Raw genomic sequence first — 16,933 nt, 5'->3', positions numbered from 1 at the left:
GCGGCACGCCTACCGGCTGAGCCAGCCGCGCAGCAGCCGGCTCACGGCCGGCATCGCCAGGTACGTCATCAGGACGTTGAACACGCACGCCATGACCGCGCTGCTGAGGACGAGGGGCAGCGCGGTCAGGTGGGGCAGCAGGAAGTAGCTGCCGAGGAGGGAGATCGGATAGATCGCCAGGGTCGCGCTGATCGCCATCTTCCACCGCGGTGGCGCCGGCCTTGTCGAGCCGGGCTTGGCGAACCAGGTCTCCATGCCGGTGAGTCGGCGCCGGGCGATCTCCGTGTGGTGGTGCCCCTCGCAGTCGTCGAACCAGGCCGCCCGTTCCGGAGACTCCTGCCAGGCCCGACAGGCCGCCGCGTCGCGGAACCGGTGAACGAGGAACCAGGGCGCGTCGCCGCCGGAGGAGCGGAAGAGCCCGTATCCGAGATGGCCGGGAAATCTGGCCGCGCTGTCGAGAATCCCCTGAGCCCATCGCTCGAAGGCGCCTTCGTATCCGGGCTCCACCCGGCGGGCTATCAACAGGGTCACCTCGCCGGTGTCGGCGGGGACGGTGGCGTGCTCGAGGCTCACCGCAGTCACTCGTACTCCTCATGATCACGCCGCGCCGACACCCACTCTACGCCGCCCGCCCACGCCGAGCCGACGCCCTTGCCCCGGTCAGCGGCGGGACTTGTGCGCTGTCTGCAAGGCAGCCCATTCGGTGGTGGGAAAGTCGTGGGCCCACCGCTTCCGGTACCCCTCCGTGCCGTGCTCCGCGAGGAGTTCCTCCACCATGACCACGAAAGCGCCGATGAACTCCTCCACCGGTACCCGGCCGTTCCAGACCGGCTTCGCGTCCGACCACCAGGACGCCGGCTCGCTCAGGTCGGCGAAGCCCACGACCTGGACGAACGCCTTGTCCTCGATTCGGTTGAAGAAGACTCTCGTTCCGCCAGGCTCATCGAGAAACGTCACGAAGGTCGCATGGCAACCCAGCAGCAGGTCCCGAACGCTGTTCATGAAGCCGGCCAGCACCTTGGGACCCACATAGGAGGCCTGTACTTCGACCTTCACGTCCCCCACCGACCACAACCAGCTCGCCCACCCCGACCCGCCGAGTCTCCACCGCATGCTCTGACCATGCGACGAAGACTCATCAATCGGACTCTGCACGTCCACCCCTCCCTCCTGTGCGGCTGCACGCACCGCGCACCAAGCCTTGAACCGCCAAGAACCGTATCCCGGCCGCACGCCTTCGACGGCGGCGCATCCTTCAAGCCCGGGGTCGGCCCGAACTGTCGACCTGTCAGGCCGCCACGGAATCGGGGTTGTAGTTCGTGCCACGAACTTATATTGTTCGTGTCACGAACTCTTACTCATTCCTGGTCTGGAGCGTGAACCATGAGTCGTACGGTCGCAGTCATCGGCGGGGGCTACGGAGGCGCAGCCGTCGCCAAGGCGCTGGAGGGCGAGGCGGATGTCGTCCTCATCGATCCCCGGGACGCGTTCGTCAACGCCGCCGGGTCGCTTCGGGCGCTGACCCGGCCCGACTGGGCGGGCAACATGTTCTTCCCCTTCGACACGCTGCTCCCGCACGGCGAGGTCGTCCGCGACCGTGCGGTCTCCGTGGATCCCGGAGGTGTCACGCTCGCCTCCGGCCGGCGCGTGGACGCCGACTACCTGGTCCTGGCCACCGGCTCCAGCTACACCTACCCGGCCAAGCCCAAGTCCGACTCCACCCTCGACGCGCTGGAAGACCTCCGCCGGAGTCACATGGAGGTGGCCGACGCCGACACGGTGCTCATCCTCGGCGCGGGGCCGGTCGGCCTGGAACTGGCCGGTGAGATCAAGGAGGTCTGGCCGCACAAGCACGTGACCCTCGTCGACCCGGCGGGGGAGCTGCTGCCCGGGTTCGAGCCGGAGGTGGTCCGGGAGCTGCGGGGTCAGCTCGACGCGCTCGGCGTCGACTTGCGGCTGGGCACGAGCCTGGCGACCATGCCGACGACGGAGCCCGGCCGGACCGGCGCCTTCACCGTCACCTCCACCGCCGGTGACGAGATCACCGCCGACATCTGGTTCCGCGCCTACGGCGTGCACGTCAACAGCGACTACCTCGCCGACGGTCGGCTCACCACCCGCACCGCCGAGGGTCGGGTCCCCGTGACCGACACCCTCCACGTCCACGGGCACGAGCACGTCTACGCGGTCGGTGACATCACCGACGTCGACGAGGCCAAGATGGCCGGATACGCGATGCAGCACGCCGAGGTGGTCGCCAAGAACATCGCCTCCCAGCTGCGCGGCGAGGCGCCCACGGCCACCTACCGACCGCTGCCCCACCCCATGATCCTGCTCCCGCTCGGCCCGCGCGGCGGTGTCGGACAATTGCCCTCTCCCGACGGGCCGTTCGTCGCTCCGACCGCCATGGTCTCCGAGTACAAGGGTGCCGATCTCTTCACCGGACGCTTCGTCGGCCAGTTCGGCCCCACCGCCGCCACTGCCACGACACCCACCAACTGAACGGAAAGGCAAGGCACGTCGATGTCACGTGATCACGTCGTCTTCGGCTTCGGTGCGCACAGCACCGTCGATGACGGGCCGGAGCTCCTGCGCATGGTCGAACTGGCCGATCGCGAAGGGCTCGACCTGTTCTCACTGTCCGACCACCCCTACATCGGGGCGCGGTTGGACGCGTACGCCACCCTCGGATTCGTGCTCGGACGCACACGCCGGCTCGCCGGCTTCGCCAACGTCACCAACCTGCCGACACGACCGCCCGCCATGCTGGCGCGCACGGTGACCTCGTTGTCGGCGCTGTCCGGCGGGCGGGTCGTGCTCGGCATGGGCGCCGGCGGGCTGTGGGACCGGATCGCGGACATGGGTGTGGCGCCGCTGTCGGCGGGCGAGGCGGTGGAGGCCTTCGAGGAGGCGATCGTCCTGGTGAAGAAGTTGTCGGGCGGTGGTCCGCCGGTCACCTTTGAGGGGCGTCACTACCAGGTGAAGGAGATCGAGCCGTCCGCGGCGGCGGCGCCACCGGTGTGGACCGGCTCGGTGGGCCGCAAGTCCCTGGCCGCGACCGGCCGGGTGGCCGACGGCTGGATCCCCGGTCACGCGGCGGACTGGCAGAGCGAGCGCTTTCGGAGCTCCCGCCCGGTGATCGACGAGGCGGCGGCGGCCGTGGGCCGTGAACCGGGCGCGATCCGCACGGTCTTCAACCTCCCCGGCCGGATCACCGACCGCCCCGCGGCCGCCACGCGGGACGGCGACGGCCGTTGGATCGGCGGCTCGTCGGACCAGTGGATCGAGGAGCTGACCGGGGCCGTCCTGGAGCACGGCGCCTCGGGCTTCACACTCTTCTCGCCGCACGGCGGCACCCCGGACCTGGCCTCGCTGGGTCGCTGGGCCGGAGAGATCGTTCCGGCCGTCCGCGAAGCGATCGCGAAGGAGGCCGGGTAGGCCGCCGTCCGTCCGCGGGACGGGGACGCGTTCCCAGGTCGAGGACGCGTTCCAAGGTCGGGGACACGTTCCCAGGTCGGGGAGTTGTCTAGGCCGCGGATGCGTCCCTGAGCCGGTCGCGCTGGATGCGGTGGGCCAGGGTGCGGCGTACCGAGGGCGACGCGGTCGGGGTGACGGCCTGGGTGACCTTCGAGGGGAGGTCGAGGTCCCGGCTGATGCTGTCGTACGTGGCCCGGAAGGCGGCGGGCAGCTGCTCCCGGTGCCGTATCAGATCCTCCTCGACGAGACGCCGCAGCTCGTCGACGTTCTGGGGCGTGAAGCGCTTGCGCCCCCGGGTGAGCGCGTCGACGTACCGCGTGCAGCGCGCGGTTCCGTCGCAGGTCTCGGAGATCTCCTCGGCGAGACCCCACAGGCGTCCTTCGAGCCACGGGACGTCGTGCTGGTCGAGCGAGAGCTCCATCGGCGGTGCCGTCCCGCCCGACTTGACCTTCGCGACCTGCTTGGACACCGCGGGCTGGCTCATGTCGGCGAGCCGGGCGATGCGGTCCTGCGTCCAGCCGAGGCCGGCGAACAGCTGGATCATCTCGGAGCGCAGCTGCCGCATCTCCTCGCCCGCACGGATGATCTCGTTCATGGCGGCGAGCATCCGCTCCGCCTGCTCCTCGGTCAGCGATTCGGTCGGCCGCTGGGGTGGCTGGTGGTTCCGGTACGTGTTCTCTGCGCCTGCCATGACTCGGTTATACACCGCCTACGGCGGCCTTCATAACTGAGTTGTACAACCTGGTTATGAGTGGCAGGATCCCCGTCATGCCCACCTTCCTCGCGACCGACGGAACCCGCCTCGCCTACCGCACGGAGGGCACCGGCGACCCCCTCGTCTGCCTCCCCGGAGGCCCCACGGACGCCCGCTACCTCGGCAACCTCGGCGGGCTGTCCGCCCACCGCCGCCTGATCCTCCCGGACCCGCGCGGGACCGGCCGGTCCGCGATCCCCGCGGACGCCTCCACCTACCGCTGCGACCGCCTCGTCGACGACGTCGAGGCGCTGCGCGAGCACCTCGGACTGCCGCGCATGGACCTGCTCGGCCACTCCGGCAGCGCGAACCTCGCCGTGCGGTACGTGGCCCGGTACCCGGAGCGCGTCGACAGACTCGCCCTGATCACCCCCGGAACCGCGGCCGTCGGCATCACGGTCACCGCGGAGATGCGGCGCGAGGCAGCGCGGAGGCGCGGCGACGAACCGTGGTTCCCCGCGGCGTTCGCCGCCCTGGAAGCGATCACCGAGGGCACGGGCAGCGACTGGGACGCCATCGCCCCCTTTTTCTGGGGCCGTTGGGACGACGCGGCGCGGCAGCACCACACGGCGGGTCGGCCGGACAACGCGGAGGCCGTCGCCGGCTTCGGCGCCGACGGCGCCTTCGACCCGCCGGCCACCCGTGCGGCGCTCGCCGCGTTCCGCGCCCCCGTCCTGCTGCTCGCGGGGGAGTTCGACGTCAACAGTCCGCCCGCGTCGACGGCCGAGTTCGCCGGACTGTTCCCCGACGCCTCACTCGTCGTGCAGTCCGGGGCCGGCCACTACCCGTGGGTCGACGACCCCGGACGATTCGTCGCGACCGCTTCGGCCTTCCTGCGGTGACGGTGCGCGCCCGGCGTGTACCCGAAGGCGCGGCGGAACACCTCGATGAACGCGCTGGTGGACGACCAGCCGCAGCGGTGCGCGACCGTGGTGACCGGCACGTCGTCGGCCAGCATGCGCAGCGCGTGGTACAGGCGCGCCTGGGTGCGCCACTGAGGGAACGTCATGCCGAGTTCGGAGCGGAAGAGCCTGCTGAGGGTGCGTTCGCCGGCTCCGGTCGCGGCGCCGAGCTCGGCCAGGGTCCGGGAGTCGGCCGGGTCGTCGCGCAGGATCGCGCACACGGCCGCGAGCCGGGGATCGGAGGGTGTGGGCAACCGCAGCGGCTGCTGGGGCGAGGCCCGCAACTGGTCCCGTAGGGCAGCCAGCAGCCGGCGGCGTTCGGGGCTGCTGTCGTCGGGGGCGCGCGTGTAGGCGAGGATCAGCTCGCGCAGGAGCGGGCTGACGGCGAGGACGGTGGGGGCGTCCAGGCCGAGCGGGTTGTCGTCGGCGGGCAGGCCGATCAGGTGCAGGTCCAGATGGCCGTGGGCGCGGTGCGCGTGAACGGTCCCCGCCGGGACCCAGATCGCGCGTGTCCCGGGGGCGAACCAGGTGCCGGCGTCGGTGGTGACGGCCAGGACGCCCGAGCCCGCGTAGACGATCTGGTGGTCGTCGTGGCGGTGGGCGTCGATGCGATCCCCGGCGGCCAGGACCTGGGTGCGGGTCGGGGCCTGCGGGGTATGGCGGACGGGCTCCCGGCTGCCGCGCTGGACGGGCTCCCTGCTGTCGCCGCGGAGTGACTGGCGGATGTTCGACACAAGTCGGCAGATTATCGAAAGCGCGACACGTTGGCGCATTGCCACGATCGAACGGTGTCGACGAATCGGACCACCCCGCGCCACAGCACTCGACCCCTCACGCTGATGTCCCTGGGACACGCCTGCGTGGACGTCTACCAGGGAGCGGTCGCCGCCCTGGTGCCGTTCTTCGTCTCCGAGCGGGCGTACACCTACGCCGCCGCTTCCGGTCTCGTCCTGGCCGCCTCGCTGCTGTCGTCGGTCGTGCAGCCGCTGTTCGGGGCGCTCACCGACAAGTGGCCCATGCCGTGGCTGCTGCCCGCGAGCGCGCTGCTGGGCGGCGTCGGTGTCGCCCTGAGCGGTGTCGGCGGCTCGTACGCGCTCACCCTGGCCGTCGTCGCCGTGTCCGGGATCGGCGTCGCCGCGTACCACCCCGAGGCGGCCCGCGTGGCGCGCCTGGCGAGCCGCGGCAGTCACACGGCCATGGGCTGGTTCTCCCTCGGCGGCAACCTCGGTTTCGCCACCGCCCCGTTGCTGGTCGCCGCCGTGATCGCCACCGGCGGCCTGGGCGCCACGCCGCTGCTGGTCGTCCCCGCCCTCGCGGGCGCGGCCCTGTGCGCCGCCGCGCTACGGGCTCTCAGGGCGCCGAGCGAGCGCACGGCGTCGGGAGTCCGCGAGGCCGCCGACGTGACCGAGACGGCGAGCAGGACCGAGACCGCGAGCAGCGACGACTGGGCGTCCTTCGCTCGGCTTTCGGGCGCCGTCGTGTGCCGCTCGATCGTCTTCGTCGGCCTGAGCACGTTCCTCTCGCTGTACGCGCCCCAGCGCGCGGGCGGAGGCGAAGTCTCCGGCACGGCGGCCCTGTTCGTGCTCTACCTGGGCGGCGCGGTCGGCACGGTCGTCGGCGGCAAGCTGGCCACTCGCCACCAGCGCGTCACGGTCGTGCGGTGGTCCTACGCGCTGACCGTCCTTGCCGTGGCCGGCGTCGTCCTGGTCCCGGGCCCGCTCCTCTTCCTGTTCGTCGCGCTCACCTCGGCCGGCCTGTACGTACCCTTCTCGCTGCACGTGACGCTCGGTCAGGACTACCTGCCCCGGCGCGTCGGCACCGCCGGGGGCGTCACGCTGGGCCTGACCGTCAGCATCGGCGGCCTTGCGAGCCCGGTCGTCGGAGCCGTCGCCGACGCCACGTCCCTGCAGACCGCCCTCGCGCCGCTGATCGCCCTGCCCGCCCTCGGCTGGCTGCTCCTGCGCACCCTTCGCGAGCCCGAGGTACCCACCCTGTCCGCCCCACCCGCGACCAACCCCGGAGGTCGTCGACCGGCGCGTCGAACCGCGTGAGTTCGTACCGGTCCGGCCCGGCTGAGCGGTTGCGCACGAGGCGGTCCGCGCGGGCGGGGGAGAGGGCGACCCGCCCGCGCGGGCACAAGGGAAGATCTTCGGCCCCTCGGGCGCTTACCTTTACAGCGATCGCACGCGACGGAAGGAACGGGCGCCCGGCATGAAGATCGATCTCACGGACACCACATCCAGCAAGATCAACAAGGCGATCGTCGAGGGCCGCCGGGCCGTCGGCACACCCGCCGTCGGCATGGTGCTCACGCTCGTGATCGTCACGGACGAGGAGAACGCCTACGACGCGCTGAAGGCCGCCGGCGACGCCTCCCGCGAACACCCCTCCCGCACGCTCGTCGTCATCAAGCGCCACGCCCGCTCGCCCCGGGGACGTCACGAGGCGCGCCTGGACGCGGAGGTCCGCGTCGGCAGCGACGCGGGTTCGGGCGAGACCGTTCTGCTGCGGCTGCACGGTGAACTCGGCGCCCGTGCCGACTCCGTGGTCCTGCCGCTGCTGCTCCCGGACGCGCCCGTCGTCGTCTGGTGGCCGGCCGAGGCCCCCGCTGTGCCGTCCACGGACCCGCTCGGCTCGCTCGCCCAGCGCCGGATCACCGACGCGTACGCCGTCGAGGACCCCCTCGCCGCGCTCGAGGTACGCGCGGCCTCGTACGCCCCCGGCGACACGGACCTCGCCTGGACCCGCCTCACCCCCTGGCGCTCGATGCTGGCAGCCGCGCTGGACCAGGCGAAGGCGACCGTCGTCTCGGCCGCGGTGGAGAGCGAGCCCGACAACCCGAGCGCCGAACTGCTGGCCCGCTGGTTCGAGGACCGGCTGCGGGTCCCGGTCGAACGGGTCGTCAGCGAGGGCCCGGTCGTCACCGCCGTCCGCCTCGGCACCCCCGACGGCGAGATCCGCATCGACCGCCCGGAGGGCCCGGTCGCCCGCCTGTCGATTCCCGGCCAGCCCAGCCGCGTCCTCGCCCTGAAGGTCCGCACGACCGCCGAGCTGATCGCGGAGGAGCTGCGCCGCCTCGACCCCGACGAGATCTACGCCTCTGCCCTGCGCACCCAGGCACCTCAGGCCCCCGCGCAGCCGTAGGGCCTGTCTGGCACATGATTTTGGGCGGGTTCGCGGAGCCGGAGGATGAGTGAGGCGAGGTGGACTCCGGCCTTGAGCTCCCCGACTCCCCGATGGGCGCCGGCGCGGGACTGGGATCAGGCGTGGGCCCGGAGTCCTGGCCCGGCCTTGGGACTGGTACAGCCGCTGGCGCTGAGAATGATCACGGCTGCCTAGCACGGTGATCGTTCCCGGGCTGGGATTCGATGAAAGATCGTCGATCAAGGCCGGCAGGGCCAGGCTCTGGTGTGGTGCCGCAGGCGGATCGCCGGGCCGCGGCGGCCTATGGTCGCCCACCCCACCCCATGGGATCATTTTGTCCTAGAGGCTACCCGAAGGGGGCGTAATGTCTCGCATCGAAGAAAGCATCGACATCTCCCGTCGCCCCGACGAAGTCTTCACATACATGACGGACCCGAAGCACATCGCGGAGTGGGAGGAGAGCGCCGCAGCGGTACGCACCCTGAGTGAAGGGCCGCTCGGCGTCGGCTCTCGCTTCCAGGTGCAGCGGCGGATCGGGCGCCTGGAGGTCCCCATGACCATGGAGGTCACGGAGTTCGACCCGCCGCGCAGCTGGCACTTCCACGGCGTCGACGGCCCGGTCCGCAGTGACCTCCAGGGCACGATCGAGCCGCTCGACGACGGCGAGCGGTCCCGGCTGACGTTGTCCCTCGACCTCGAGCCGCACGGCATCGGCAAGGTCCTCGTCCCGCTCGTCGTCAAGCCACTTGTCCGCAAGGAGATTCCGCGGGACGAGGCGCACGTCAAGGAACTGCTTGAGGCGGGCGCGCCCTAGGGCCTGTCTGACAAACGATCTTGGGTGGGTTCGCGGAGCCGGAGGATCAGTGAGGCAAGGTGGACACCGGCCTTGTAGCGGGTGGCGAGTCTGTCGAAGCGGGTGGCGATCGCGCGGAACTGCTTAAGACGGTTGAAGCAGCGCTCGACCACGTTGCGGGCCTTGTAGAGCTCGCGGTCGAAGGCCGGCGGCCTGCCGCCGGTCTGTCCGCGCTGCACACGGTTGGCTTTCTGGTCGGCCCGTTCCGGGATGACCGCCCGGATGCCCCTGCGCCGCAGGGACTGGCGGATCGCGCGTGGGGGGCAGGCCACGGCCGTCGCAGGCGAGATGGACTTTGGTGGTCAGCCCGCCGCGAGACCGGCCGAGCGCCTGGCCGGCCGTCGCACGGGGCGGAACTTCCAGTTCGTCCCCCGTCGCCGCCCCTTTTTGCGGGCGCCGGCGGCGTGCTGGTGGGGTCGGCTGATCGTGGAGTCGACCGACGCCGTCCGTAGATCGTGATCTCCGGCGGGGCGGCTGTTCGAGCCGGGAACGTCACCGCCGGAACCGCGTGAACTTGTACGTGCCGACGTCGCCAACCGGAGCCCGCTACGCGGCGAACCGCCGTACGTAGCGCTTCTGCCAGGGGGTCTCGACCGCGCGCGGGTGGTACCCCCGGCGGACGAACTCCACCGCTCCGTCGGCCGGGACGCCGTCGAGGACGGCGAGGCAGGCCAAGGCCGTACCCGTCCGGCCGATGCCACCCCCGCACGCGATCTCGACGCGCTCTGACCGCGCCCGCGACCAGGCCTCGGCGAGGACGTCCCGGGCCTCCGCGGGGTCGGTCGGCAGGCGGAAGTCCGGCCAGCGCAGCCAGCGCGACTCCCAGGAGACCGCCGGCGGGCGCTTGCCGAGCAGATGGACCGCGAAGTCGGGCGCCGGTCCCGGCGGCAAGGGGTGCCGGAGCCCGCGCCCCCGCACCGCGCGCCCGGAGGGCAGACTCAGCACACCGGCGTAGGTCGGCTTCCACAACTCGCTCACGTGTTCACCGTAACGCGCCGCTCGACCCGGCGGCCCGAACTCATTGACACTCTGCTCTTCTCCGTGGGCTCCGGCCTCTGCGCGCTCGCCGGGGACATCACGCTCTTCGGCACCGGCCGCTTGACTGGCAGACCACGCCGAACGAGCGAGGGCCGGTCCGCCGGAATCTTCCCCAGCGAGCCGGCCCTCGCGGCCGCGTCTCGCGTCTCAGAGCGGCAACCCGGCGTAGTTCTGCGCCAGTTCGGCCGCGGCATGAGGCGAGGTCGCGATCCGTTCGAGTTGGGAGAGCTGGAGCCGGGTGTCGAAGGACGACTGCCCGGGATCGGTGTGCAGCGTCGTCGTCATGAAGTACGAGAAGTGCTCGGCGCGCCACACCCGGCGCAGGCAGGTGTCGGAGTACGCGTCGATCAGCTCCGTGGAGCCCGTGGCGTACCGATGGGCGAGCGCACGCGCCAGGACGATCACGTCGGCGGCGGCGAGGTTGAGCCCCTTCGCGCCGGTCGGCGGGACGATGTGGGCCGCGTCGCCGGCGAGCAGCAGCCGACCGTACCGCATCGGCTCCGTCACCGAACTGCGCATCGGCAGCACCGACTTCTGTATGACCGGGCCGCGCTCGAGCCGCCAGCCGGGCTCCGCGGCGACCGCGAACCGGGCGTCCAGCTCGTCCCAGATCCGCTGGTCGGACCAGTCCGTCGGGTCGGTGCCGTTCGGCACCTGGAGGTAGAGCCGGCTCACGGCGGGCGAGCGCATGCTGGCGAGGGCGAAGCCGCGCTCGGAGTGGGCGTAGATCAACTCGTCGTACACGGGCGGGGCTTCGGCGAGGATGCCGAGCCAGGAGTACGGATACGTCCGCTCGTACGTCGTGCGCTCCGCCTCCGGGACCGCCGTGCGCGCGACCCCGTGGAAGCCGTCGCAGCCGATGACGTAGTCGCAGGTCAGGGTCTGCTCGCGGCCCTTGTGGGTGTAGCGGATCGACGGACGGTCCGTGTCGACGCCCTCCACCGCCCGCACCTCGGCGCCGAACAGCAGAGGCCCGCCGTCGGCCAGTCGAAGGGCGATCAGGTCCTTCACGACCTCGGTCTGCGCGTAGACCCAGACCCGGCGGCCGTCGGTGAGCGAGGGGAAGTCGACCCGGTGGGCGCGCCCCTCGAAGCGCAGCTCGATGCCGTCGTGGGCCAGGCCCTCGGCGTCCAGTCGCGACCCGGCCCCGGCGGCGCGCAGGGCGTCGACGGTGGCCTGTTCGAGGATTCCGGCGCGCTGGCGCTGCTCGACATACGCGCGGTCGCGGGATTCCAGGACCACGCAGTCGACACCGGCGTTGTGCAGCAGACGGGCGAGCAGCAGCCCGGAGGGGCCGCCGCCGATGATCCCGACGGTGGTGTGCATGAGCTCTCCGTGTTCGTATAGTGAAATAAACTTCACTCTAGAATGGGCTGAGTCTGCGCCCGCGGCGTTCGGCTGTCAACGCCCCTGCGTGGACATACCGGGCCCCCTCCGTCGTCATTCACTACGGTGTCCCCAAGATCCGTCAGGGAGAGCCCATGCCACCGACCGAAACCGCCGAGGCGCCGGACGCACCGGACGCATCGGACGCGCCGCGCGAGCGGGGCGTGCCGCAGGAAGCCGTCGCCCCGCTGATGCGCGGCCTGGCCGTGCTGCGCCGGCTCACCGACGCCGACGGGGCGCTCAGCCTCAGCGAGCTGGAGCGCACCACCGGTCTGGCCCGCTCCACCGTGGACCGGGTGACCGGCACGCTCGCGCGCATGGGATACGTACGCCTCGACGGCCGTGACGTCTTCCTCGCCCCCCACCTGATGGAACTCGGCAACGCCTATCTGGCCGCCCTCGGGCTGCCCGGCCTCCTCGGCCCCCGCGCCGACGCGCTCGCCGACGAGCTCGACGAGTCGGTCTCCCTCGCGGTCGCCGACGGCGACGGCATCCGCTTCGTCCATCAGGCCACCCGACGGCGCGCCATGTCCCTCAGCTTCCGCATCGGCGACCTGCTGCCCGCCGAACGTACCGCCCCGGGGGTGCTGTTCGCCGCGGACTGGACGGGGACGGAGTGGGAGCGCTGGCGCGCCCGTCGGGCCGCGGACCCCCGGAGCGCCGGCTTCCCCGCCGTACCGCCCGGCGGCGGGCCGGACGAGGAGGAGTTCGCCGCCTCGGCGGCGCGGGCGGGGGAGCGGGGCTGGGCGCTCGACGACCAGCTGATCGAGCCCGGCCTGGTCGCCCTGGCCCTGCCCGTACGGGACGCGACGGGCGTCGTGGTGTGCGTGGCGAGCGTGGTCAGCCACACGAGCCGCCACACCGCCGACTCACTGCGCGAGGCCATGCTGCCGCGCCTGCGTGCCGCGATCGCAGACTGGGAGCAGCTGGCGGAGCGACACGCGCGCGGGGCGGCCGCACCCGGGGCGCACGACCCGGCGCCCCACGCGCCGCAGGGCGCGAGCACGCCCCACGCGCCCCACGGGCCCCACGGGCCCCACACGCCCGGCGGCGCGGCCGGCGCGGTCGTCGGTCTCGCCGATTGGACCCATGCCTCGAAGCAGGAACTCGGCCGCGGGTTCATCGAGTCCCTCGCCCGAGGGCTCACCGTGCTCACCGCCTTCGGCGAGGGCCGGTCCGCGCTGCCCCTGACCGCCGTCGCCGAGGCCACCGGGCTCGCCAGGGCCACCGCCCGGCGCGCCCTGATCACCCTGGAGCACCTCGGCTACGTCAGCGCCGACGGGCGGCTGTTCCGGCTCACGCCCCGGGTCCTCGCGCTCGGCTTCCCCCATCTCTCGCGCATGCCGCTCCCGCAGATCGCGGCGCCGCATCTGGCCGAACTGTCCCGCCGCGTCCACGACTCGGCCTCCCTCGCGGTGCTCGCCGGCGCCGACGTCCGCTACACCGCCCGGGTCGCCACCCGCCGCGTCATGAGCGTCCACATCACCGTCGGCACCCGCTTTCCCGCCCACGCCACCTCCCTGGGCCGGGTGATGCTCGCTGACCTGCCGCCCGAGGCGCGCGCCGCGTGGCTGGAGTCCATCGAGCCGGAGGCCCTCACTCCGTCCACGGTCACCTCCCGCGCGGAGCTCGCCGCGATCCTGGAGCGGGTGCGGGAGCAGGGGTACGCCCTCGTCGACGAGGAGCTGGAGCAGGGGCTCCGCTCGATCGCCGTACCGGTGCGCGATCGCGCGGGCGTGGTCGTGGCCGCCGTCAACGTGGCCATGCACAGCAGCCGTCGCAGCGTCGAGGAGTGCGTCGAGGCCGTCCTGCCGGAGCTGCGCGCCGCGGTCGCCCGGATCGAGGACGACCTCCGCACGGCGGGGCGGTTCGCCCGCGTCCCGGAGGTCTGACCCCCGGTCCCGCCTCACGCCGAGGCGAGCGGCTCCGCCGGGGTGCGGAGTTGCTCCGCCGCGTCCGACACCCGCAGCAGCAGGCTCATGAACTGCGTCTGCTCCTCGGCGGAGAGCGGGGCGAGGAACACCTGGTTCATCCGTGCCGTCCGCACGGTCAGTTTGCGGTGCGTGCGCTCCCCGTCCTCGGTCAGCCGCAGCAGGAAGCGGCGGCCGTCCTCGGGGTCGCGCACCTTGTCGAGCAGCCCGCGGCGGGTGAGCCGGCTGACGACCTCGGCGATGGTGGAGCGGTCCAGGCCCACGCGCTCGCCCACGGTCCGCTGGTCGAGGCCGGGCTCGGCCGTCAGGGCGTTCAGGACGCCGAACTGCGGGGAGGTGATCTCCTCCGAGACCATCGTGGTCCACAGCAGGTGGTGCGCCTGCTGGAGCCGCCGGGCCAGGTGCCCGGGATGGGTGGTCAGGTCCACCGCGGCCATCGTCTGCCCTCCGGTTGATTTCGTCGGTGTACTGAACGATACGCGTCCGCCGGCTGCCCCTCTGGGCGGGTCTTCAGGTGGGTATTGACGGTCGCCAGGACCGGTGCCAGCATGGCGGCATTGTCAAATACTCAGTGCACTGATTAATTCGGAGGCTTCTCGTATGGACAAGGTGGTCGCCACCGCCGCCGAGGCGGTGGCCGACGTCGGGGACGGAGCGTCGCTCGCCGTGGGCGGCTTCGGTCTCAGCGGGGTGCCGAACGTGCTGATCGACGCGGTGTACGGCCGCGGTGTCGGCGGCCTGCGCGTCGTCTCGAACAACTGCGGCGCGCTGGACTCCGGTCTGGCCGTGCTGCTGTCCGCCGGGCGGATCGCCCGGGTGACGGGCTCGTACATCGGGTCGAACAAGGAGTTCGCGCGCCAGTACCTCGCCGGCGAGCTGGAGGTCGAACTGATCCCGCAGGGCACGCTCGCGGAGCGGCTGCGGGCCGGCGGCTGCGGCATACCCGCCTTCTACACCCCCGCCGGCGTGGGCACCCAGGTCGCCGAGGGCGGCCTGCCCTGGCGCTACGACGGCGACGGCGGGGTCGCGCTCGCCTCGCCGCCCAAGGAGGTACGGGAGTTCGACGGGGTCGAGTACGTGCTGGAGCACGGCATCCGCACGGACTTCGCGCTCGTCCGCGCCGCCCGCGGCGACCGCCACGGGAATCTCGTCTTCAACAAGTCGGCACGGAACTTCAACCCCCTCGCCGCGATGGCGGGGAAGGTGACGATCGCCGAGGTCGAGGAGCTGGTCGAACCGGGCGAGCTCGATCCCGACGCGGTGCATCTGCCCGGCGTCTTCGTCCAGCGGGTGGTGGCCCTGACGCCCGGACAGGCGGCGGACAAGCGGATAGAGAAGAGGACCACGCGATGAGCTGGACCCGTGAGCAGATGGCCGCCCGCGCCGCGCGCGAGCTGAAGGACGGTCAGTACGTCAACCTCGGCATCGGACTGCCGACCCTGATCCCCAACCACCTGCCCGAGGGCGTGGAGGTGGTGCTGGAGTCGGAGAACGGCATCCTGGGCACCGGCCCCTTCCCGGCCGAGGACGAGGTCGACCCCGATCTGATCAACGCGGGCAAGGAGACGGTCACCGTCCTGCCCGGGGCCTCGTACTTCGACTCCGCGCTCTCGTTCGGGATGATCCGCGGCGGCCACATCGACGTCGCCGTCCTCGGGGCCATGCAGGTCTCGGCGCGCGGCGACCTCGCCAACTGGGCCGTGCCCGGCAAGCTGATCACCGGAATCGGCGGGGCGATGGACCTCGTGCACGGCGCCCGGACCGTCATCGTCGTGATGACCCACACCGCCAAGGACGGCACTCCGAAGATCGTGGAGGAGTGCACCCTCCCGCTGACCGGCCGTGGCTGCGTCGACCGGATCGTCACCGACCTCGGCGTCCTGGACGTCACCGAGGACGGACTCGTCCTCGTCGAGACCGCGCCCGGCGTCGACCCCGCCGAGGTCCTCGCCAGGACGGCAGCGAAGGTCCGCAGCGCCGCCGACGCCCCCATCCGCTGACGCGCCCCGACCCGCCCCGACACGTCCAGACACACACCCCGGGAACCCCCATGGCCCTCACCCAGTCGGACATCGACGCCGAGATCGACGACCTCCAGAACGCGTACGACAAGGACCTGGCGGCCGGCGCCACACCCCGCAACCACCCGGCCCGCGACTACGCGCCGTACCGGAGCTCCCTGCTCCGCCACCCCCACCAGCCGCTCGTGGCCGTCAACGGCGGCGACCCCGAGACGGTGGAACTCTCCGGCCCCGTCTTCGGGCCGACCGACATCACCGAGATCGACAACGACCTCACCCGGCAGCACCCGGGCGAGCCCCTCGGCGAGCGGATCACCGTCTCCGGACGCCTCCTCGACCGGGCCGGACGCCCCGTACGCGGTCAGCTGATCGAGCTGTGGCAGGCCAACGCCTCCGGCCGGTACGCCCATCTGCGCGACCAGCACCCGGCCCCGCTCGACCCGAACTTCACCGGCGTCGGCCGCACCCTCACCGACGACGAGGGCCGCTACACCTTCACGACGATCAAGCCGGGCGCCTACCCGTGGCGCAACCACACCAACGCGTGGCGCCCCGCCCACATCCACTTCTCGGTCTTCGGCACGGCGTTCACCCAGCGGCTCGTGACGCAGATGTACTTCCCCGGCGACCCGCTCTTCGCCTACGACCCGATCCTGCGCTCGGTCACCGACGGGGCCGCCCGCGAGCGGCTCGTCGCCACCTATGACCACGCGCTGTCGCAGCCCGAGTTCTCGCTCGGCTACGCCTGGGACATCGTCCTCGACGGCCCCTCCGCCACCTGGATCGAAGAAGGGCGCTGACCCGACATGACGCTTCTCCCGACCCCGTCCCACACCGTCGGCCCGTTCTACGGGTACGCCCTGCCCTTCCCCGAAGGGGACCGGATCGCGCCGCACGGCCACCCGGACCGGATCGTCCTGCACGGCCACGTGTACGACGGCGAGGGCGCCCCCGTCCCCGACGCGATCCTCGACTTCTGGCAGGCCGCCCCCGACGGCTCGCTGACCGGCGCCCCGGGCTCGCTGCGGCGCGACCCCGTGACAGGCGGCCACCTCGGCCGCAACGGCACGGACTTCACCGGCTTCGGCCGGGTCGCCACGGACGCCGACGGCCACTACGCCCTCCACACCCTGCCACCCGGCAACGCGCGGCTGCCGTACATCAGCGTCTGCGTCTTCGCCCGCGGACTGCTGCACCACCTCTTCACCCGGGCGTATCTGCGCGACGGCGCCGACCCGCTGCTCGACTCGCTCCCGGCCGCGCGCCGGGCCACGCTGGTGGCCCGGCCCGACGAGGACGGCGCGCCCCGCACGTACCGCTTCGACATCCGCCTTCAGGGCGAGGGCGAGACGGTCTTCCTGGAGTTCACGTGACACCCGATCCCGGTCCCGACCCCCATCCCCATCCCCATCCCCATCCCGATCCCG

The 16,933-nt window shown here is 72.1% G+C and carries 18 protein-coding genes and 1 pseudogene; 11 read left to right on the top strand and 8 right to left on the bottom strand.

What is annotated here, in order from left to right; all coding sequences use genetic code 11:
* Positions 1–9 precede the first annotated feature (9 nt).
* On the bottom strand, positions 10–582 hold the full coding sequence (locus ACFV9D_RS33200; protein ID WP_385154667.1) for an antibiotic biosynthesis monooxygenase: 573 nt from the start codon (positions 580–582) through the stop codon (positions 10–12).
* Between the two features lie 78 nt (positions 583–660).
* Complete coding sequence (locus tag ACFV9D_RS33195) at positions 661–1,161, bottom strand: hypothetical protein (RefSeq protein WP_385154664.1); 501 nt, start codon at positions 1,159–1,161, stop codon at positions 661–663.
* A gap of 222 nt (positions 1,162–1,383) precedes the next feature.
* Between ACFV9D_RS33195 and ACFV9D_RS33190 the strand changes: the two genes are divergently transcribed.
* Both ACFV9D_RS33190 and ACFV9D_RS33185 read left to right on the top strand, forming a co-directional pair.
* The gene (locus ACFV9D_RS33190; protein ID WP_385154661.1) at positions 1,384–2,502 is read left to right on the top strand and encodes an NAD(P)/FAD-dependent oxidoreductase; all 1,119 of its coding nucleotides are present in this window, start codon (positions 1,384–1,386) and stop codon (positions 2,500–2,502) included.
* Positions 2,503–2,523: 21 nt separating this feature from the next.
* Complete coding sequence (locus tag ACFV9D_RS33185) at positions 2,524–3,438, top strand: LLM class flavin-dependent oxidoreductase (protein ID WP_385154658.1); 915 nt, start codon at positions 2,524–2,526, stop codon at positions 3,436–3,438.
* Between the two features lie 88 nt (positions 3,439–3,526).
* On the opposite strand, the gene ACFV9D_RS33180 is transcribed toward ACFV9D_RS33185, so the two are convergent.
* Entirely contained in the window at positions 3,527–4,168 is a 642-nt protein-coding gene (locus tag ACFV9D_RS33180; RefSeq protein WP_385154655.1) for a sigma-70 family RNA polymerase sigma factor, read from the bottom strand.
* A gap of 77 nt (positions 4,169–4,245) precedes the next feature.
* On the opposite strand from ACFV9D_RS33180, the gene ACFV9D_RS33175 reads away from it, so the two are divergent.
* The gene (locus ACFV9D_RS33175) at positions 4,246–5,073 is read left to right on the top strand and encodes an alpha/beta fold hydrolase (RefSeq protein WP_385154652.1); all 828 of its coding nucleotides are present in this window, start codon (positions 4,246–4,248) and stop codon (positions 5,071–5,073) included.
* Here ACFV9D_RS33175 and ACFV9D_RS33170 read toward each other — a convergent pair.
* On the bottom strand, positions 5,013–5,867 hold the full coding sequence (locus ACFV9D_RS33170) for an AraC family transcriptional regulator (RefSeq protein ID WP_385154649.1): 855 nt from the start codon (positions 5,865–5,867) through the stop codon (positions 5,013–5,015). The genes ACFV9D_RS33175 and ACFV9D_RS33170 overlap by 61 nt on opposite strands.
* Positions 5,868–5,972: 105 nt before the next feature.
* Between ACFV9D_RS33170 and ACFV9D_RS33165 the strand changes: the two genes are divergently transcribed.
* The 3 genes from ACFV9D_RS33165 (at position 5,973) to ACFV9D_RS33155 (ending at position 9,091) form a co-directional block, all read left to right on the top strand.
* Positions 5,973–7,184, top strand: coding sequence for an MFS transporter (locus ACFV9D_RS33165; RefSeq protein WP_385154706.1), 1,212 nt, complete (start codon positions 5,973–5,975; stop codon positions 7,182–7,184).
* A gap of 160 nt (positions 7,185–7,344) precedes the next feature.
* Entirely contained in the window at positions 7,345–8,277 is a 933-nt protein-coding gene (gene opcA / locus ACFV9D_RS33160; RefSeq protein WP_385154646.1) for a glucose-6-phosphate dehydrogenase assembly protein OpcA, read from the top strand.
* A gap of 364 nt (positions 8,278–8,641) precedes the next feature.
* On the top strand, positions 8,642–9,091 hold the full coding sequence (locus ACFV9D_RS33155) for an SRPBCC family protein (RefSeq protein ID WP_385154643.1): 450 nt from the start codon (positions 8,642–8,644) through the stop codon (positions 9,089–9,091).
* On the opposite strand, the pseudogene ACFV9D_RS33150 reads toward ACFV9D_RS33155, so the two are convergent.
* The 3 genes and pseudogenes from ACFV9D_RS33150 to ACFV9D_RS33140 form a co-directional block, all read right to left on the bottom strand.
* Positions 9,088–9,576: pseudogene (locus tag ACFV9D_RS33150) on the bottom strand (transposase); the annotation flags it as partial. The gene ACFV9D_RS33155 and the pseudogene ACFV9D_RS33150 sit on opposite strands and share 4 nt — an antisense overlap.
* 100 nt (positions 9,577–9,676) lie before the next feature.
* The gene (locus ACFV9D_RS33145) at positions 9,677–10,108 is read right to left on the bottom strand and encodes a protein-tyrosine phosphatase family protein (protein WP_385154640.1); all 432 of its coding nucleotides are present in this window, start codon (positions 10,106–10,108) and stop codon (positions 9,677–9,679) included.
* A 207-nt stretch (positions 10,109–10,315) separates the two neighbouring features.
* A complete protein-coding gene (locus tag ACFV9D_RS33140) occupies positions 10,316–11,494 on the bottom strand; it encodes a 4-hydroxybenzoate 3-monooxygenase (RefSeq protein ID WP_385154637.1) in 1,179 nt (392 codons plus the stop codon).
* A 155-nt stretch (positions 11,495–11,649) separates the two neighbouring features.
* Between ACFV9D_RS33140 and ACFV9D_RS33135 the strand changes: the two genes are divergently transcribed.
* On the top strand, positions 11,650–13,446 hold the full coding sequence (locus ACFV9D_RS33135; RefSeq protein WP_385154634.1) for an IclR family transcriptional regulator C-terminal domain-containing protein: 1,797 nt from the start codon (positions 11,650–11,652) through the stop codon (positions 13,444–13,446).
* Positions 13,447–13,460: 14 nt separating this feature from the next.
* Here ACFV9D_RS33135 and ACFV9D_RS33130 read toward each other — a convergent pair whose 3' ends face one another.
* Positions 13,461–13,922, bottom strand: coding sequence for a MarR family winged helix-turn-helix transcriptional regulator (locus ACFV9D_RS33130; protein WP_385154631.1), 462 nt, complete (start codon positions 13,920–13,922; stop codon positions 13,461–13,463).
* Between the two features lie 163 nt (positions 13,923–14,085).
* Between ACFV9D_RS33130 and ACFV9D_RS33125 the strand changes: the two genes are divergently transcribed.
* Genes ACFV9D_RS33125 through pcaG form a run of 4 tightly spaced genes read left to right on the top strand, consistent with a single transcriptional unit; the run spans position 14,086 to position 16,879 of the window.
* Entirely contained in the window at positions 14,086–14,838 is a 753-nt protein-coding gene (locus ACFV9D_RS33125; RefSeq protein ID WP_385154628.1) for a CoA transferase subunit A, read from the top strand.
* A complete protein-coding gene (locus ACFV9D_RS33120) occupies positions 14,835–15,485 on the top strand; it encodes a CoA transferase subunit B (RefSeq protein ID WP_385154625.1) in 651 nt (216 codons plus the stop codon). Before ACFV9D_RS33125 ends, ACFV9D_RS33120 begins: the two co-directional genes overlap by 4 nt.
* Before the next feature lie 50 nt (positions 15,486–15,535).
* Positions 15,536–16,306 (top strand): protocatechuate 3,4-dioxygenase subunit beta, encoded by a 771-nt coding sequence (gene pcaH / locus ACFV9D_RS33115; protein WP_385154622.1) that lies wholly within the window; start codon positions 15,536–15,538, stop codon positions 16,304–16,306.
* Between the two features lie 6 nt (positions 16,307–16,312).
* Positions 16,313–16,879 (top strand): protocatechuate 3,4-dioxygenase subunit alpha, encoded by a 567-nt coding sequence (gene pcaG / locus ACFV9D_RS33110; RefSeq protein WP_385154619.1) that lies wholly within the window; start codon positions 16,313–16,315, stop codon positions 16,877–16,879.
* Positions 16,880–16,933 lie beyond the last annotated feature (54 nt).

Source organism: Streptomyces sp. NPDC059875, assembly GCF_042731085.1.
Classification (GTDB): Bacteria; Actinomycetota; Actinomycetes; order Streptomycetales; family Streptomycetaceae; genus Streptomyces.
The sequence above is the reverse complement of the archived record's forward strand: the minus strand, read 5'-3'. Positions and strand labels throughout refer to the sequence as shown.

What these genes read in the sequence shown, in the direction of transcription:
- ACFV9D_RS33155 (WP_385154643.1), top strand. Translation starts at nt 8,642, where the DNA reads ATGTCTCGCATCGAAGAAAGCATCGACATCTCCCGTCGCCCCGACGAA.
- ACFV9D_RS33180 (WP_385154655.1), bottom strand. Translation starts at nt 4,168, where the DNA reads ATGGCAGGCGCAGAGAACACGTACCGGAACCACCAGCCACCCCAGCGG.
- ACFV9D_RS33185 (WP_385154658.1), top strand. Translation starts at nt 2,524, where the DNA reads ATGTCACGTGATCACGTCGTCTTCGGCTTCGGTGCGCACAGCACCGTC.
- ACFV9D_RS33135 (WP_385154634.1), top strand. Translation starts at nt 11,650, where the DNA reads ATGCCACCGACCGAAACCGCCGAGGCGCCGGACGCACCGGACGCATCG.
- ACFV9D_RS33125 (WP_385154628.1), top strand. Translation starts at nt 14,086, where the DNA reads ATGGACAAGGTGGTCGCCACCGCCGCCGAGGCGGTGGCCGACGTCGGG.
- ACFV9D_RS33190 (WP_385154661.1), top strand. Translation starts at nt 1,384, where the DNA reads ATGAGTCGTACGGTCGCAGTCATCGGCGGGGGCTACGGAGGCGCAGCC.
- ACFV9D_RS33175 (WP_385154652.1), top strand. Translation starts at nt 4,246, where the DNA reads ATGCCCACCTTCCTCGCGACCGACGGAACCCGCCTCGCCTACCGCACG.
- pcaG (WP_385154619.1), top strand. Translation starts at nt 16,313, where the DNA reads ATGACGCTTCTCCCGACCCCGTCCCACACCGTCGGCCCGTTCTACGGG.
- pcaH (WP_385154622.1), top strand. Translation starts at nt 15,536, where the DNA reads ATGGCCCTCACCCAGTCGGACATCGACGCCGAGATCGACGACCTCCAG.
- ACFV9D_RS33130 (WP_385154631.1), bottom strand. Translation starts at nt 13,922, where the DNA reads ATGGCCGCGGTGGACCTGACCACCCATCCCGGGCACCTGGCCCGGCGG.
- opcA (WP_385154646.1), top strand. Translation starts at nt 7,345, where the DNA reads ATGAAGATCGATCTCACGGACACCACATCCAGCAAGATCAACAAGGCG.
- ACFV9D_RS33120 (WP_385154625.1), top strand. Translation starts at nt 14,835, where the DNA reads ATGAGCTGGACCCGTGAGCAGATGGCCGCCCGCGCCGCGCGCGAGCTG.
- ACFV9D_RS33165 (WP_385154706.1), top strand. Translation starts at nt 5,973, where the DNA reads ATGTCCCTGGGACACGCCTGCGTGGACGTCTACCAGGGAGCGGTCGCC.
- ACFV9D_RS33140 (WP_385154637.1), bottom strand. Translation starts at nt 11,494, where the DNA reads ATGCACACCACCGTCGGGATCATCGGCGGCGGCCCCTCCGGGCTGCTG.